Source organism: Roseomonas aeriglobus (genome assembly GCA_016937575.1).
In the GTDB taxonomy this organism is placed as follows: Bacteria; Pseudomonadota; Alphaproteobacteria; order Sphingomonadales; family Sphingomonadaceae; genus Sphingomonas; species Sphingomonas aerigloba.
Map to the genome: position 1 here is coordinate 3,326,031 of JAFHKN010000002.1, position 15,815 is coordinate 3,341,845.

Genomic DNA, 15,815 nt, shown 5'->3' on the forward strand with positions numbered 1-15,815 from the left:
GAGGCGCGCGGCCGATTTTTCGGGGTCCTAAGGGCGGGCGGGGTCACCCCCGCCCGCCATCCATCACGCCGCTTCGGCGAACGGCTCGGCCTGCTCATCGGGTTCCGGCACGGTCGCGACATCGCGCGCGGCATCAACCTTGGCGTGGGCCGCGACGGTGCCGACACCGCCGCGCGTGGTGTAGGCGCTCGGCGGGAACTGCATCCAGCGCGGCACCCAGCGCTCGACCTTGGGGCGTCCGTCATTGCCCGCCAGATGGTCGGCGATGATCCGCTTCAAGGTCTTGGACTTCTCGCCCGCATTGGCGCTGGCAACCGTCTCGCCTGCCACCTCGGCGACCACCCGGCCCAGCACCTCGCGGTCGCGGATCAGCCCGAACAGCGCCTCGTCGGCCTGCCACCAATCGGCCATGTCGATGCCGATCTCGGTGCCGACCGCCGCGACGGCGGCGCTGCCCGCCGCCAGCGTCTCGCCGATAACGACCGCGATCACCTCCATGACGGCGGGATCGGGAAGCTCGACGAGGCGCAGGAACACGCCCGCCACGCCGTAGTCGTCGCCGTTTCCCCCGGTCACGGTCGGCTCCTCGGACGAGAAACCGAGCAGGGCGAGCACGGCGCGGCGGCGCTCGTCGAACACCGTTTCGCCGCGCGCGGTTTCGAGGCTTTCGCGCACCTCGTCGTTGCGTGTGGTCTGCGGCTCCGGCGACACTCGCCAAAGATGCGAGCCGACCACAGCGTGGGCGACCATCAAGCGGAGCGCCACCTCGGGCCGGGTCAGCAACGCGGCACGGACGGCGGCGTGGCGGTGCAGATCGACATAGGTCTGCAAGGTCGAGGTCAGTTCGGGGCGCCGCGGCTTCGCGCCTTGGGGAGCCTCGCCGCTGGCGACGCGGCGGGCTTCCTTGCGGGTCAGATAGCCTTCGTGGAAAGTCACCTCGCCGGTCGAGCGGACATCGACATAGACGCGCCCGCCCTTGCGCTTGGCGGCCTTCTCATATTCCCACGAATGGAAATGCTCCGACGCGGGGACGATCACGACATCGCTCCAGCCGTCCTCCAGATAGGCCGCGCGCCGTGCCTCGATGGCTTCATTCTGCGCGGTCCAGAACGCCTCGGGGTCTGCGAAATAGCGGTCGTCGCCGAACAGGTCGGCGACGGTCGCGCCCGCATAGGTGGCGAGGTCGAACAGCGCCACCTTCGCCGCGATCGACTGCCCGCCGAACAGCCATGCCTTCAACTGATGGCCGGTCGGCGTGTAGTTGTCGGGGTCGTCGTAGAGCGCCAGCCACGCCTTTTGCTGGCTCTTGCTGGCAAGGGTCAGGTGGCGGACAGTGGTGCGGTCGATCTTCTCGTCGCGGTAGAGTTGGCGGATGCGCGGCAGCAGATTGCCGAGCGCCAGCACGCGGCGAATGGTGAGGTCGGGAAGCCCGAAGGTGGCGGCGATGTCGTCCACCTCGCGGCCTTCCTTGACCAGCCGGGTGAAGGTTTCCCACTGGGTGACTTCGTCGGGATCGAGCCGCGCCAAGTTCTCGATAAGCGAGGCTTCGAGCGCGGCGGCATCGTCGCCCGCCTCCATGATCGCGGACGGCACCCGGCCAAGCTCGGGGTCCGCGCCCTCGTCGGCCTGCGCGATGCGAGCGGCATGAACGCGCCGCCGCCCGGCGACGAGTTCGAACCGGCCTTCGGCAGCGCCGGGCCGCAGGATGACGGGGACGATGATGCCGCGCTTGCGCACGGTCGGCAGGATGTCGGACACATCGGGCGCCTTCTTGCCGTGGCGCATGTTCACGGCGCTGTCGTCGATGTTGCCAATGTCGATGAATTCGAGTTTCATGACGTCACTCCTTGTGAGTGCCGGTCCGTCGCTCTTTCCGGGATGGCGGATCGGCTTACGAATGGCGGCGAACGGCCGCCTGCGTCAGGGACCCCATCAAAGTAGTACTTTGATGGGAACCCTCATCCGCCTCGTGGCGGAAGCTGGTTGGCTCCGGCGCTGCGGAGTTCCTGTTGAGCGGACAGGATCGACCCGGTTCGGCGGGCGGCATCGGCCCAAACGGACAGCGCGTGCGGCGTCTCGAACCCGATATCGCGCTCGATGCCGAGGCCGAACGGCAGGCGAACCGAGGCGATCTCGGACAGGCTGAAATAGCCGAGTTCGGGGCATCCGAAGCCAAGGTCGGCGAGGCCGAACAGGGTGTCGTCATCGCTGTCCAGTTCGGTCGCAAGCCATGTCGCCGCGCCCACCGGATTGAACAGTTTCAGCACCGGCACGGGATCGGGTTCGGGCTTCTCGTCGCGCTGGGCGGCGCGGTGGTTGATGGCGTTCGCGCGTAGCGCGAAGCGAAGATCGGCGGTGAGGAGGATCATGCTGCGATTCTCCCTTGCGCGCGCGCCTCTTGGGCTTCCCGATGCCGCGCGAGCAGCCAATCGGCGGCTTTGGTCGCGGCGCTGGCGGCGCGGAAGATGGCGCGATTGTCCTCGCGCAGCACCTCCAGCCATGAGCCGATATAGTCGGCATGGCGGACGGTGGGGACGATGCCGAGCGCGGCGCAGAGGAAGGCCGAACCCATTTCGGCGACCAGTTCCTCGCGCCCATAATCCTTGCTGCCGAAGGAATTCTTCAAGTCGCGTCCGAGCCGCTTGGCGTGGCCGGTGGCGTGGGTCAGTTCGTGCAGGCAGGTCCGGTAATAGTTGATCTGGTCGAAGAAAGCGGGCTGCGGCGGCACCTGCACGAAATCGGGTTCGGGGGCATAGAATGCCTTGGCCCCGCCGACGCGGAAATCGACACCCGATGCGGCAATAACTTCCTCGGCAACGGGCACGATCTCGCGTTCGGGCAACGGCGCGGGATCGGAGGCCAGCCCGGCGCGCAAGCCCTCGCACTGCGCGACGTTGAACACGGTAAACCGCTTCAAGAACGGCACCGCCTTGGGGTCGTCGCCGTCGCGCTGGGCGCGTTCCTTCTCGGCTTCGGGGGTGAAGCGGTCGGCATAGACCACGGTCACGCCATGCTCGCCCTTGCGGACGCAGCCGCCCGCCTCCCGTGCCTGCCGGAAGGTCAGCCATGATTGCGACGGCCAGCCATGTTCGATCACCGCGCCCCACAGGATCAGGATATTGACGCTCGAATAGCTCCGGGCGGTGAGCGCGTTGCGCGGCAGGCCGGGGCCGGTCCCGCCGGTTCGTCCCCACGGCTGGACCCATGGAAACCGCCCCGCCTCAAGCTCGGCGATGATCCGGGCGGTCACCTCGTCATAGAGGTTGGCGCGGTTCTCGGGTTGACGATCCTCGCCCGCAACCTCTCGGCGGGCACGGCGGCTGGTAGCTTTGCGCATCGCGGTCCTCCATCGCCACCCAAAAAGCAGCAAGCCTCCCCGGAAGGCGGGGTGGGCGGCGAGACGCGACCAAGAGGCCCGGCTCAGTGGCCGGCGGCACCGCAGGGCGGAACGAAGAGGAGCACCCGAGCGCGAGCGAGGGTTGCCGCAGGCCGCGTCGGGCCTAGCCGGGAGCGCCGCCCGCACCCGCCGTACCGGGAGAGGCACAAAAACAACGCCGCCGCGCAGACGCGCGGCGTCCGCAGCCACGCCAGCGATCGTCACCGGACGGCCGAGACCCGGTACGGGACTCGGCGAAGACCGCCTGCGGCGGTCTGAGTAGAGCGCGGTCGCACCCTGGTGCGAGGCGCCGAGATCAGTGTTGCAAGGCTATTGCGTCATCCGCGCATTGAACGCGACAAGAGCGGTCGCGAGTCCTTCGCCGACGATCCAGCGCGCCCGTTCGAGGTGCGATCGCCAGCAGGTCTCGGCCTCCTCGTGGGCTATGTCGAGTTGCATGAGTGTGGCTGCGGCATCGCGCCAATCACGCCCGGCATCATCGGCCTCGAGCAGCGCGGCGTAGAGTGCGAGGTTCCTTCTGTCATAGTCGACCACTTTCTCGCCGCTTGGTGCACGCCAGTCGATGCTGTCCATCAATGATCCTCGTCTCAAGGGACCTACTTAGCGAATAGGAACTATCGTTCCTAGCACTTTCGTTCCCATTCCGTGATCCACTTGGCATGGATCTCAAGGACGTTCTGGCCACAAATTTGCGAAGAATTCGCCATGAGAAGGGACTGACCCAGGAAGATCTAGCTGGGCTGACCGGCCTTAGCCTTCGCTACATCGGTTCTATCGAGAGAGGGCGGGTTTCCGCCAGCGTTACTGTGCTTGGAAAGCTCGCCGCCGCACTCGAAGCCGATCCGTGTAAGCTCATTATGTCGTGATCTACCCGAGTTTTGGACTTGCCCGCGTCAGCTGCATAATGTTCCAGCGTGATCCCGCTTTAACGATGTGTGGACCAGCCTGAACCATTCTCTCGCCACAGCTTATCATCCGACGGACCAGAGATTTCCGATACTCGCCATCACCTGGCCAGTCCCCCGGCCCTAGGATGAGTTCGGCGGTCTCCCGGAGGCTTGCCCCAGCCGTGCGAGCGTCTGCGGCGTGGAGCGCCAGGAGCCTGTCGGCCAGCCGAAGATGTCGATGGGTGACGACCCGACTCCCGACGAAGGCGTAAATGACGGCAAGCTTCTCCTCGAGGAGGTGATCGTCTGGCAGGTCGAATCGCAGCGAAGCCGGCCCCGCCAGCACGGTGCCTTCGATGATGTCCAGTCGAAACGGCGGGCCGTCGCGATCAATCAGCACGTGTTCGCCCGCTCGACTACGAACGACGCGGTCGACCTCTCTGAATTCGAAGGCGCGCTCTTCCCGGCCTCGGCTAAATGAGGCGCGCACCGCAAGAACGCGCGGGTCAACGTCCGCCGACCAAAGCGGCCGTACGTTTGCGCAGCTGTACCTTGGATCTTCAGCGAAAGTGCAACCCCCAGCGCGCAGTAAAGTCGGCGTCTGCAGCAACCGCTTGGACCGGCGGCACCCGGAGTTCCGCATAAGCAGCGTGATATTCCGGGTCGCGACGTAGTACTTCCCAAGCGAGCGCACCGGGTCCGTACCTCAGGATCGCATCATAGGCTGCCGGATCGAGGCCGCGAGTCACGCTAGTCCCGTCCGCCTCGTTGACCGCGAACGAATGCGGCGGCCAATGCGGTCTGATCCGGTCTGAGCGCGTCTATCGCCGGGAGGTAATCGGGCACGTCGTCGGCGAGGAGGATAGCAGGCGACTGCCCCTCAACATTGCCGAGGTTCGGGCGATGCTGGGCGTAGCCGACGAGCGCGGCCAAGTCCGGACTGAACCGCCGCGCGACCGCCGGTGGATAGACCAGCCATTGCAGCTCGAACGGCTTCAGCCAGCCGAGACAGTAGCTGATCACGATGCCTCGACGAGGCGCGGAACCTGCGTTGCCGCCGCCGCCATGGAGCGTCGAGCCGAGGAAAATGAGCGCGTCGCCGGGCAGGACCGTGGGCACAACGCTGTCATCTTCAGGTAGCAGGCTATCCGGGTCGTCGATATGGCTGCCTGTCCACAAGCGCGTCCCGCCATTCGTCCGCGTGAAGGTGGTGAGCGGCCACATCACGTTGACGAGGTATTCGATGCCGCCTTTTGGGCCTCCCCACATATCCTGGTCTCGGTGCGGCAGCTGCGGTAGCGCACCGGGATGGATTTCGATCGCCTGGGTGAGGTTCAGGGAGATCCGCTCGCATGAGGGCAGCAGGGCCTGCTCGACGACCGCGAGCACGAGCGGGTGCATCACCAGTTGCGCAATGCCTCGGGAGCGCGTGAGCAACGAGCCGAACCGCTTGGTACGTTCGCCGTAGAAGGCGCCCTGACAAAGCGGAGTGCCCGCAAAGCGGGCATCGAGCTCGGCATCAATGCGCCCAATGAGATTGGGATCGACAGCGCGGCCGAAGATGCACCAGCCGTCGCGTGCCAGGATGGCCGCGCAGGTGTCGACGCCGGTCATGCGGCCGCCCCGTTCAGTGTTTTCATATACACGCCGGTCCAGCTGAGGCGCTCGGGCGTGTCGCGATCGATCGCGATCAGGAACGCACCGATGGGACCTCCTGCGATGCGCACGGCAGGCCCCAGCGGTTCTGCGCGCCAGCCCATCGCCAACACCTCCTTGCGGAATGCCTCGGGAATGACCCCGGTGTAGCGATCGATTCCGCGAGCGAGCGCAACGTCAACCATCGCGCTGAACAAGGCATTGCGGAGGCGCCGCCGCTCATCGGCTCCGTGACGCTGCGGCAGGCACAGCCTCGAACTCTCCCAGGTGCGAGGATCAGCCGGCACCCCCAGCGGGCACAGGTGAGCGAAGAGCGTCCCGAGCATATGAGGCTCGCTCGTCGGGTAGAGCCGGATCGAAGCAGCATGCCGCCCCTCACCGTCGTCCGCGATCAGGTAAACCGTATGGCCATTGTCGAACTGATCCATTTCATATTTCCCGTCGACGACGGGCACATCCCAGCCGAACAGATCGACAAACAGCCTCTTGCGATCGGCGAACATCGACTGAAGCAAAGGCCGCTTTGCAGCCGCGAGGTGATCATCGACGACATGGATCATGAGAAGGCTCCCGAGACTGTGATGGAGCCAAGGATGCAGCTTCTCACAGCTGCCTGCAGGCCGAGTGATTACTCGGGTTGACGGCGCAATTCGTGGAGCCCGACCTCGCCGGCGAGCACCGCGCTGACGACGAGTTCGGTGCGGTCATGTGCGCCGAACATCTCCCGCGCTTCGGTGAGGTATCCGTCGACCGTCCGAGGAGACAGCGCGAGTGCTCGGGCGATTTCCTTGTTGCTGAGCCCCCGTCCGGCAAGAACGACGCAGTCGCGAGGTCGCGGGTGGAGCTGGGGTGGCGGGAACCGCCGATGCGCCGCGCCCGAGAGGCGGCGTGCGGCCTGGAACGCGAATATGCCTGCGACCTGAACTACACCCAGTCGCCGTTGGGCGAGGTCTGGGTGCCTTGTCCCAGCAAACGTGCACGATCCAATACAATCGCCGAGCAGCACGCAGGGCACGGTGATGCCCTGGTTGAGACCAAGTGCAAGGCCAAAAGCCAGCGATGCCTTATCGCGACGATCCAAGTCGATGTAGCGATCGAGATCGCTCCAGAGGAAAGCACTGTCGGCAAAAAGGCAGGCTCGAAGGATCGGGTCGCGACGGAAATGGCCTTCTTGGAAGAGCCTCTTTTCGACGGCTTGCGGGTAATCCTTCATGTCGACGCGACCGAAGCTGTCGTCGCTAGGTGCCGAATGATGAATCAGCGCATAGTGGCGAAAACCGAGTTCACGAGTGGCAGCCACCATCAGCGCGCACAGTTCGCTCTCCGACGCGGTCGCGCGGACCGCCGCGAGGAAGTCCTCAGCAAACTGCGATTCCGAGGCCATTGTGGATCGAGGCATTCAGCCCAGACTCGGTTGACCGATTACTCCTTTGGCATGCCCCTTGCCGTGATACTCGACGCGCCACGGCGGCGAGCGAGCTAGTCGTGCAATGCGGCGAGAAGTGCCGCACTTTCCCCGATCCGATCGAGATTCACCATTCCGGTTGCATGATAGCCGCCATCTACGTGGACGAGTTCGCCGGTCACTCCTCGACCAAGCGGCCCGATAAGGGCAATCGCCGCGCCCGCCACGTCTTCGAGCGTCGTTTGCCGTCGCAGCATGCTGTTGTGCTCTGTCCAACTGACGATCGCGCGGATATCATCGATACCGCTTGATGCGAGGGTGCGGATCGGGCCCGCAGACAAAGCATTTACCGACACCCCGCGGGCACCCAGATCCGAAGCAAGATATCTGACGCTGGCCTCGAGTGCCGCCTTTGCCACGCCCATGACATTGTAGTTGGGAATAACCCGCTCTGAGCCCAGATAGGTCAAGGTGAGGATCGCCCCGCCGTCAGTCATGAGCGTCGCCGCACGCTGTGCAACGGCCACAAGACTGTAGCATGAGATGTCGAGGGTCTTTCGGAAATTGCTACGGGTCGTGTCGAGAAAAGCGCCGCGCAACTCCTCCTTGTCCGAGTAGGAAATGGCATGCACGAGGAAATCGAGCGGTCGACCCTGGAGATGTGCGGCTAGAGCCTCGAATGCTTCGTCGATGGAAGTATCGTCACCGACGTCGCAGGGGATCATCGGCCAATTCCTCTGACCGACCAGTCGCGTCAGTCGTTTCTCGACCGCCGGGTTGGCGAATGACATGATGCAGTTGCCGCCGCTTCGTTCAACGCCAAGCGCGATCGCCCAGGCGAGAGACTTCTCGTTGGCAGCACCCATGATCAACCCGGTCTTCCCGGCCATAAGCGTCGACGTGGGAACCGTCATATCTTGTGCTCAGTCTGCTCGGGACACGAAGATGACGACGTTCGCTTCGGCATGTTGGGGGCCTCGCAAATAGCAGACAAGTCCCGGGCGCTGTTGCTGTTGGGCGCGCGAAGCGAAAGCTTGCAATCGGCTTCGTTCGCGCAACGCGCAACTGTACCTGATGTGCATAAAGAGCTGCCTGATGCCCGCAGTGAGGTGCTGAAGCAGGCCGAAAGGCAACCCGGAGCAAACGTCAGGCGGACATGACCAGTATGGAACACGACGAAACCTGCTTCCACCTTCCGGGTTACCATTTCATGCCGATTTCCCTCAGAGCTTCCATAATTGTGCACTTCAAGCGGCCTCGGCAGCCGACCTGGCAAAATCGAGCACGAAGTCGATCTGGAGAACCTTCTTGCCGTCCTCAAGCACCGGCGCGAAGATCAGGTCATCGACGATGCCGCCAGCGCAATCGTCGTCGACCCATTTGCCGCCGGCGAAATAGCTTTGCGTCGTCAGGTCACGGTAACCATCGGCGCGGAGCTTGAAATGTACATGGGCAGGCCGCCAGCAGTGTCGACCCATCATGCTCAACAATCCGCCGACGGGCCCCTGATCGGGGATCGTGTAAGGTACTGGCATCGTGGTCGCGACCTGGAACGTGCCGTCGGCGGCAGACCTGACGCGCCCCCGGTAGAGATCGGCGGACATGCCCTTGTGAAACCCCGTATAGGCGCCATCGGGCGTAGAATGCCAAATATGGACGGTTGCGCCTTCGATTGGCGCGCCGTTCGGCGCAGTTACCCGACCGCGGATCATCAGCGGCTCGCCATTGTCCTCCGGAGAGACCTTAAGAGCGCCGCTCACCCACGGCACGTCCTCAATGAAATACGGCCCTTGAATAGCTTGGGAAGAGTTGCGACCTCGCTTGTCCTCGGCCTTAACGACCAGATGCTCGATAAAGAGATCGACCAATAGCGGGATTTCACGCTCAGCCTGCACGCGCGCAAGGAACTGCACGCCTTCGCGGTACTGCTCGCGATCGACCTCGTTTCGCGCCAGAACTTCGGCAACGGCTTGGGATAGCTCGTCGACAATTTTTGCAATTCGTTCCGAATCAGACATTATGCTCTCCGCGGTTCTTGCGCCCGCCTGCTGCGGCACGCTTCCTCTGCAGTGGAGCTTCGGCTTTTGTTCCCGTTAGGCCCATGCTCGCTCGTCCGGAACTCTTGGCAATCGTCTGGAGAGCGATGTCGAGCAATACAAATCCGGACGGAAGTCAGCGATTTCGGACTTACGGCTCCTTCGGTCGGCGCTGCTGTGCGCTAAGCGATGTCTAAGTCGTAGCGAATTGCTCGGCCAGATACAGCGTAGGGAGAGAGGCGGATGGCAACCCGAGCCGACGACGAGCAGACACGTACCTTTGCGAAGGTTGTTCCGACCAACACATATGGCCAACGCTTTTGGTCAGGCGCGTCTGACCTGATCGGGCGGAAGACGCGGGCTTGGTTCGGTAAGCTACCCGGTTTCGGCTTCGTTCGGAAACACAATGATACGCCGATGCTTCAGGCTCTGACGTCCAAGAGCGAATTCATGGCCTCATGGTTCAAGCAGCCTTACGGAACTCCGGACAAGCCGTCTTCGATCGAAGAGATGCCGTGGGACTATATCGAACGGTATCAGGCGGAGATACCGTTCTTCGGACTCCGAGAATACTGGTATCCCGCCCTGGAATCCCACGAACTCAGCCACAATGAGCACAAAGCGGTTCGGCTGCTCGGTGACAACCTAGTCCTATTCCGCGACAAGAACGGCGCACCATGCGCGTTGGAGAACCGGTGCCCGCACCGGAGCGCACTTCTCACGCTTGGCGAGGTCAATGTGTGGGAAGTCGGCACTATCACCTGCCGATATCATGGAATGACTTTCAACAAGCATGGCGACTGCGTTGCGTTTCTGTCTGACGGCCCCGACAGCCCCGCCTGCGGAAAGGTGAAGGCGACGTCCTATCCTGCAGAAGAGGTTGGCGGCATAATCTGGGTCTACATGGGCGTTGCCGATCCGAAGCCGTTCCTTGATTCGATGCCTCACGCACGGGAAGTTATGCACGAAGGCGTTCGCGTCCGGCACCGCGTGACAGTCCCTTATAGCCACCTCAATCAACTCGATAACACTGTCGACATCACCCATGTCGGCTGTCTCCACCGGACCTGCTACCTCTTCGGCGACCAGAAGATGGGCGGCGGAATCGCCTATGAGGAACTACCGGGCAACGGCATTCACGCCCATCTGCGGGAAACAGGCGGCCACGGAGGATCGAAAGCGATCGACGAGATCCGCTGGTTCATGCCCAACCTTGTCCATCACGGTGAGGAGTTCATGGACGGCGGCGTGCATGGGCTCTGGTTCTGGTTTGTGCCCAATGACGCTGGCTCGTTCACCGGCTGGCTCATCGGCTCGATCAACCAGCGCAAGGTGGGCAAAGTTCGCGCAAAGATGATCGCCGCTATCCTCGGTCGCGCGCTTACTTCAGACGCGCTGCCTGGCATGGCCTGCTTTATGGGCGGCGACGCCCCGATGCAGATGTCGCAGGGTCGGATTGTGCGATGGGACCAAGAACAGCTCGCACGGACGGATAGGGCCGTCCTCAAGGTTAGGAGTATGCTGAAGGAAGCCTTCAAAGAGGAGCAGGCGCTGAGGGTGGCCAAGGGGCTGGACCCACTCGCGCATCGCGTCACCCGCGTCGGCTATCCGGCAGCTTGAGTTGAGCCGGCACCATGACGCGACCAAGCATTCCCGCCCGCGTGGTCTCGAAGGAACGCGTGGCGACCGAGATTTGGTCGTTTCGCTTCGAGGTCGCTGCGGATGCGTTCGTCGCCGCTGAGGCCGGATCGCATGTCGATGTCGAGCTGCCCAGCGGACTCATTCGGCAATATTCGCTTGTCCACGTGCCGCACGGCAGCATCTACCAGATTGCCGTGCTCCGCGAGGAAGGCGGTCGGGGCGGATCGCGGGAACTGTGCGACCAGGTCGGCGTCGGAGACACGCTAGGAATATCCGCGCCCCGGAACAATTTCGCGCTCGAAAGCGGAAAAGCTCGGTATCTGCTGATCGCGGGCGGGATTGGACTGACACCATTGTTCGCGATGGCCGAGACGCTGCATGAGCGGCAAGCCGACTTCGAGCTGCACATTTGCGCGACGTCGCCGGCCAACGTGGCGTTTCTTCCCGAAATTGAGGTAGCACCGTGGGTGCAACGCGTGCATCTTCATTACAGTGCGGGTGACCCTCCCTCGCCGCTCGACATTCGCGCGTTGCTGTGCGCGTCACATTCCGACACCCAGATCTATGTCTGCGGACCGAAGCGAATGCTCGCGGCCGTCGACGAGGCGACACGCGGGTGGCCGCCCGGGCGGGTGCGTACCGAGCACTTCGCTGCGACGGCAACTGTCGCAGGGGACGACGAGAACGGCTGCTTCGAGGTTTTGGCGGCGCGGAGCGGAAAACGCTTCACGGTTGAGGCCGGCGTGTCGTTGCTTGACGCGCTGCTGGCGAATGACATCGCCGTTGAAAGCTCATGCCGCGAAGGCACGTGCGGATCGTGCGTGACGCCGGTGATCGCCGGGGAACTCGTTCATCGGGATTCATGCCTGTATGAAGACGAGAGAGTAACGGGAAAGACCATGGCCGTCTGCGTATCGCGAGCGAAGCCGGGCACCGATCTGGTTCTCGATATCTGACAAGGACTAGCGCAGTCGCGCCCGCCGATACGAACTCGGGCTAACGCCCATCATGCGTCGGAACGCCTTGTGAAAGGAGGCGTCGGATTGATAGCCGACGCGAAAGGCGACATCGGCGACAGACAGTTCCGCAGTCTCGAGCAGTCTGGTCGCTCGCGCCATCCGCACGCGGGTTAGATAGTCGATCGGAGGCTGACCGACCGTTGCCTTGAAACGTTCGGCAAGGACCGAGCGCGAGAGGCCGCCATGTCGGGCAAGACCTTCGAGCGACCACTCCTCCTGCGGGCTTTCGTGAATCGCCTGGAGCACGCGACGGATATGCGGGTCCGACATTCCGGCAGCAGCGTTGAGACCCTCGGCCTTAAACTCGCGCAGTACGTGCTCGATGAGAATGATTGCGGCAATTTCGGCGAGCCGATTTGAAATCTGGCTGCGATCTTCGCCCTCGCAGGCGGCATGCTGGCGCAGCATTCCAAAGACCAGATCGAGACGATGTCCGCTGGTCATTTCCTGCCGCGTCAATGTTACCACCTCGGGAACAATGTCCGGAAGCGGATTGGTCGACGCCGCGATGCTGGTCGCAAAGACGAGGCTGCCGCTGTCATTCGAAACCGATGCCGGCACAAATGGCGCCTCGAGGCGCTGCACACGACAGAGCCGATGACCGGCGACATAGATTTCGTGATCGGTTCCCTTCGGCAGGCTACAATGGCCGCCCTCCTCGACAAGGATGATATCGCGGTTCGGAAGCTTGACGGCAAAGCTGCCGCACTCGGCGTTGTAGGCCATCGCGTTCATATTGCCGCGCACCTGGTACCGGGTGCCATTGACCAGCCGGATCAATCGGGCGTGCAGTGCGGTGACGCGCAGTTCGGGGACTCGGATCATGGTCTCAAGTTTCGATTCCGCGTCTCAGTGACTGCTCCCGATCGATGATGCTCGCAACCGAAGGCCGCTGCCAGACCTCCGCCGCATGCCGACGGAGATTGCCGAAGCGCCCCGCCAGCGATGCCAGAGCCGGGCGGTCAAGCCAGCGAACATATACGGCAAGATAGGAATCGCACAGCGTAAAGCGATCGCCGACCACCCAAGGCCGGTCCAAGAGAAGGGCATCGAGCTTCTCGAAAGTATCTGCCAGTGTTCGCAGGCCGGTCGCCGCGACATCGGACTGGCCGGCCAGGCTGGACGCTAGACGTTCCACGCGGAATATCGGTCGAAATGCGATGTGCACCGTGCTTGAGAAGAGACACAGCCAAGCGGTTGCTACTGCCCGCGTCATCGTTCCGGCCAGAGGCAGCAGTTGCCGTTCCGGTGCCAGGTCGGCCAAGAAGAGCTGGATCGCGACGTTTTCCGTGAGTGCCGTTCCGCCGACATCGAGCGCTGGCACGCGCCCCCATGGGTTGCGCGCCAGATGTGCAGGAGCATGAGTGTCACCGTTCCGCGTGTCGACAATCTCGATGCGGTAGGGAAGGCCCGACTCCTCCAGCGCAATCCATGTCGCAAGCGAGCAGGACCCGGGGCCGTGAAAGAGTGTGAACGTTTGGCCTTCGCTCTTCACGTGGCAAGCCTATTCAATCGCTGCCTTGATGAACTCGACGGCGGCGTGATGCGAGCGGCGGGCCGCTTCGGGGTCGTAGCCGAAGGCTCGAACCGAATTGTAAAAGCCGTGACCCGCGCCTTCATGCAGGTGATACTCATGGCCGGGCATATTGCGCAGCGCTTCTTTCAGCATCGTCTGTACCTCTTCTGGAATGTGCGCGTCGCTGTCGCCGACATGGACCTGAAGCGGGCATTTCAGATCGCGGAGCATCTCGCGATATTCCGGTACCTGCACAGGGTAATACGAGACAGCCGCATCGACGAGGCCGGCATGGGCTGCGATGATGGCCTGCTTGCCGCCCAGGCAGAAGCCGACGGCCGCCACCTTGCCGTTGCAGCCGGGATCGGACCGCAGGGCGCAGATGGCCGCCGTGACGTCGGCTTGCAGGCGCGCTTCATTCAATTGCTGCCAGTAGCCGATCGCGGTCGTCCGCTCTTCGTCGGAATAGCCGAGTTCGATGCCCGGAGAAATCTGGGCGAAAAGGTCCGGTACGAGAACGATGAAGCCATCGGCTGCAAACTGGTCGGCCGCAAGACGCATCGCGTCGTTCACGCCGAAAATCTCCTGCAGCAAGACGATGCCGGGGCGCGGATGGTCCGACCCACCAGTGATGTATCCGCCGATAGTGTCGCCTTGGACGGGTATTTGGAAGTTGAGCATGCGTTTTTCCTGAGCAATGACGTCATTCAGTCGGCCACGAGTGGCTCGTTCACATCAGGCGCCCCGGGGGGTGTCACCGCGATGAGGAAGGCGCGATCGAAGCAGGCCTTGATCCAAGGCTGAATGACGATGCTTTCGCGGATACCAGCCAAGGTGAAGGGGTCGTTCGCAACGAACTCGTCGACCTCTTCGCGCGTCATGTCGACGATATAGTTTCCGCCGCGCACGGTCTTGCCGTCGTCAGCAAACGTGGCGCCTGCTGCCAGGATCTTGTGCGCGCGCGCCTTGATATACGCTCTGTGAGGCTCGACGGCCGGAACCCGGTCGGCTGCGCTGTCAGGGCGGTCGGTAATGTAGATCGAATAATGCATCGGATTGTCTCCTGGTCGCTAGGCCTCGCGACTAAAATGGCGCACCTTGTCGAAGTCGAGATCGAAGCCAGTGCCGGGCCCGGACGGCACCTTGATCTGGAACTCGCCATATTCGGCAGCTGAGGTCGTAAGGTCCTCGGCAAGCAATCGCGGGCCGATCAATTCGCATCCCCACGGAAGGTCCGCGAGCGCCGAAAACAGCTGCAGCCCGGCTCCGGTCCCGAACGAGCTTTCAAGCGCCATACCGCCGTAGAGTGGAATTCCCGCTGCTTCGGCAGTGGCCGCTGCTTTGTAGGCACGCCGAAGTCCGCCGCCCTTCGCGATCTTAACCGCATAGATATCTGTCGAGCGGCGCACGAATGCATCATGGGCGTCGTGAAAATCCCACAGGCTCTCGTCCGCGAGCAGGGGCATGTCGAGGCGGTCCGCGAGACGCCCCATCCCTGCGATGTTCCAGCTTGCAATGGGCTGTTCAACCAGAGCGAAGCCGGCATCCTGTAGCCGGGGCAGGAGGCGCTGGGCAGTTGGCTCGTCCCACGCTTGGTTGAGATCGACCGTGCAGCGAGCCTCGGCAGACATGCTGTGGATCGCTTCCGCCGTACGGATCGCACGCTGCGCCTCCACTTCTGGATCGCCTTTGCCGATTTTGATCTTGAACGTCCGATGACGACGCTCGGACAGCTGGAGCTGAGCGTCCTCGACGTCCGCTTCGTAAGCAGCGGTCGCCAATGCCCAGAGGACAGGAATGCGGGTCCGCACGACCCCGCCGTAGAAAGCACTGATAGGCACGTTCATCGCTCGTGCCGCTGCGTCGGACGCGGCGATGTCGACCGCCGCCTTGGCGAACTGATTCCCACTCGCAGCCCGGTCCATCGCGCTCAGCAAGCGTTCATGCGAGAAGATGCTTAGTCCGATGACGGCGGGCGCGAGATAGCGGTCGATAATGACCTTTATCGTCTCGGCACATTCGCCGCCCCAGAAAGCTGTCCCACCGGGAGTCCCACCCTCTCCGTAACCGATTGCTCCATCGGCGGTGCGGAGCGTGACGATGACCAGGCTTTGAGTCGCGTGCGTGCCCGAGGCATGGAAATGGGCGCGCTTGAGAGGCAAATCGACGATGGCTGTCTCAATCGCATCGATGCGGCCTGCATTTTGACTGGAGCTGATCGGCTCTTCGATGGCGAAATCGGTTAGGGGAAGCATAGG

General features: G+C 63.1%; 18 protein-coding genes. 4 read left to right on the plus strand and 14 right to left on the minus strand.

What is annotated here, in order from left to right:
* Nucleotides 1–63: 63 nt before the first annotated feature.
* From JW805_16235 to JW805_16250, 4 genes are all read right to left on the minus strand, one after another.
* Nucleotides 64–1,836, minus strand: coding sequence for a ParB N-terminal domain-containing protein (locus JW805_16235; GenBank protein MBN2973556.1), 1,773 nt, complete (start codon nucleotides 1,834–1,836; stop codon nucleotides 64–66).
* A 122-nt stretch (nucleotides 1,837–1,958) separates the two neighbouring features.
* Nucleotides 1,959–2,369, minus strand: coding sequence for a DUF2958 domain-containing protein (locus JW805_16240; GenBank protein MBN2973557.1), 411 nt, complete (start codon nucleotides 2,367–2,369; stop codon nucleotides 1,959–1,961).
* A complete protein-coding gene (locus JW805_16245) occupies nucleotides 2,366–3,337 on the minus strand; it encodes a DUF1738 domain-containing protein (protein ID MBN2973558.1) in 972 nt (323 codons plus the stop codon). The genes JW805_16240 and JW805_16245 overlap by 4 nt, the downstream gene beginning before the upstream one ends.
* Before the next feature lie 369 nt (nucleotides 3,338–3,706).
* The gene (locus JW805_16250) at nucleotides 3,707–3,970 is read right to left on the minus strand and encodes a DUF2285 domain-containing protein (GenBank protein MBN2973559.1); all 264 of its coding nucleotides are present in this window, start codon (nucleotides 3,968–3,970) and stop codon (nucleotides 3,707–3,709) included.
* A gap of 86 nt (nucleotides 3,971–4,056) precedes the next feature.
* Between JW805_16250 and JW805_16255 the strand changes: the two genes are divergently transcribed.
* Nucleotides 4,057–4,263, plus strand: a complete 207-nt coding sequence (locus JW805_16255; GenBank protein ID MBN2973560.1) for a helix-turn-helix transcriptional regulator — start codon at nucleotides 4,057–4,059, stop codon at nucleotides 4,261–4,263.
* A gap of 259 nt (nucleotides 4,264–4,522) precedes the next feature.
* A complete protein-coding gene (locus JW805_16260; GenBank protein MBN2973561.1) occupies nucleotides 4,523–4,765 on the plus strand; it encodes a hypothetical protein in 243 nt (80 codons plus the stop codon).
* A 269-nt stretch (nucleotides 4,766–5,034) separates the two neighbouring features.
* On the opposite strand, the gene JW805_16265 is transcribed toward JW805_16260, so the two are convergent.
* The 5 genes from JW805_16265 to JW805_16285 all read right to left on the minus strand — a co-directional run bounded on the left by JW805_16265 (nucleotide 5,035) and on the right by JW805_16285 (nucleotide 9,363).
* Nucleotides 5,035–5,898, minus strand: a complete 864-nt coding sequence (locus JW805_16265) for a phytanoyl-CoA dioxygenase family protein (GenBank protein ID MBN2973562.1) — start codon at nucleotides 5,896–5,898, stop codon at nucleotides 5,035–5,037.
* The gene (locus JW805_16270) at nucleotides 5,895–6,500 is read right to left on the minus strand and encodes a hypothetical protein (GenBank protein MBN2973563.1); all 606 of its coding nucleotides are present in this window, start codon (nucleotides 6,498–6,500) and stop codon (nucleotides 5,895–5,897) included. The genes JW805_16265 and JW805_16270 overlap by 4 nt, the downstream gene beginning before the upstream one ends.
* 68 nt (nucleotides 6,501–6,568) lie before the next feature.
* Nucleotides 6,569–7,324, minus strand: a complete 756-nt coding sequence (locus JW805_16275; GenBank protein MBN2973564.1) for a LuxR family transcriptional regulator — start codon at nucleotides 7,322–7,324, stop codon at nucleotides 6,569–6,571.
* Nucleotides 7,325–7,419: 95 nt separating this feature from the next.
* Entirely contained in the window at nucleotides 7,420–8,259 is an 840-nt protein-coding gene (locus JW805_16280) for an enoyl-ACP reductase (protein MBN2973565.1), read from the minus strand.
* Nucleotides 8,260–8,592: 333 nt separating this feature from the next.
* Entirely contained in the window at nucleotides 8,593–9,363 is a 771-nt protein-coding gene (locus JW805_16285) for a catechol 1,2-dioxygenase (protein MBN2973566.1), read from the minus strand.
* 261 nt (nucleotides 9,364–9,624) lie between these two features.
* Between JW805_16285 and JW805_16290 the strand changes: the two genes are divergently transcribed.
* Together JW805_16290 and JW805_16295 are read left to right on the plus strand one after the other, a co-directional pair.
* Nucleotides 9,625–11,001 (plus strand): Rieske 2Fe-2S domain-containing protein, encoded by a 1,377-nt coding sequence (locus JW805_16290; GenBank protein MBN2973567.1) that lies wholly within the window; start codon nucleotides 9,625–9,627, stop codon nucleotides 10,999–11,001.
* Nucleotides 11,002–11,015: 14 nt separating this feature from the next.
* Complete coding sequence (locus tag JW805_16295) at nucleotides 11,016–11,978, plus strand: oxidoreductase (protein MBN2973568.1); 963 nt, start codon at nucleotides 11,016–11,018, stop codon at nucleotides 11,976–11,978.
* Between the two features lie 6 nt (nucleotides 11,979–11,984).
* Here the strand turns inward: JW805_16295 and JW805_16300 are convergent, their stop codons facing one another.
* The 5 genes from JW805_16300 to JW805_16320 are packed head-to-tail and all read right to left on the minus strand — an operon-like array spanning nucleotide 11,985 to nucleotide 15,812.
* Nucleotides 11,985–12,821, minus strand: a complete 837-nt coding sequence (locus JW805_16300) for a helix-turn-helix transcriptional regulator (protein ID MBN2973569.1) — start codon at nucleotides 12,819–12,821, stop codon at nucleotides 11,985–11,987.
* A 49-nt stretch (nucleotides 12,822–12,870) separates the two neighbouring features.
* The gene (locus JW805_16305; GenBank protein ID MBN2973570.1) at nucleotides 12,871–13,536 is read right to left on the minus strand and encodes a glutathione S-transferase N-terminal domain-containing protein; all 666 of its coding nucleotides are present in this window, start codon (nucleotides 13,534–13,536) and stop codon (nucleotides 12,871–12,873) included.
* A 9-nt stretch (nucleotides 13,537–13,545) separates the two neighbouring features.
* Nucleotides 13,546–14,238 carry a dienelactone hydrolase family protein gene (locus tag JW805_16310; GenBank protein MBN2973571.1) on the minus strand — a complete coding sequence of 231 codons (693 nt, stop codon included), beginning with the start codon at nucleotides 14,236–14,238 and terminating at the stop codon, nucleotides 13,546–13,548.
* A 26-nt stretch (nucleotides 14,239–14,264) separates the two neighbouring features.
* Complete coding sequence (locus JW805_16315) at nucleotides 14,265–14,609, minus strand: YciI family protein (GenBank protein MBN2973572.1); 345 nt, start codon at nucleotides 14,607–14,609, stop codon at nucleotides 14,265–14,267.
* Between the two features lie 18 nt (nucleotides 14,610–14,627).
* Nucleotides 14,628–15,812: a hypothetical protein gene (locus JW805_16320; GenBank protein ID MBN2973573.1), complete on the minus strand. Its 1,185-nt coding sequence runs from the start codon at nucleotides 15,810–15,812 to the stop codon at nucleotides 14,628–14,630.
* Nucleotides 15,813–15,815 lie beyond the last annotated feature (3 nt).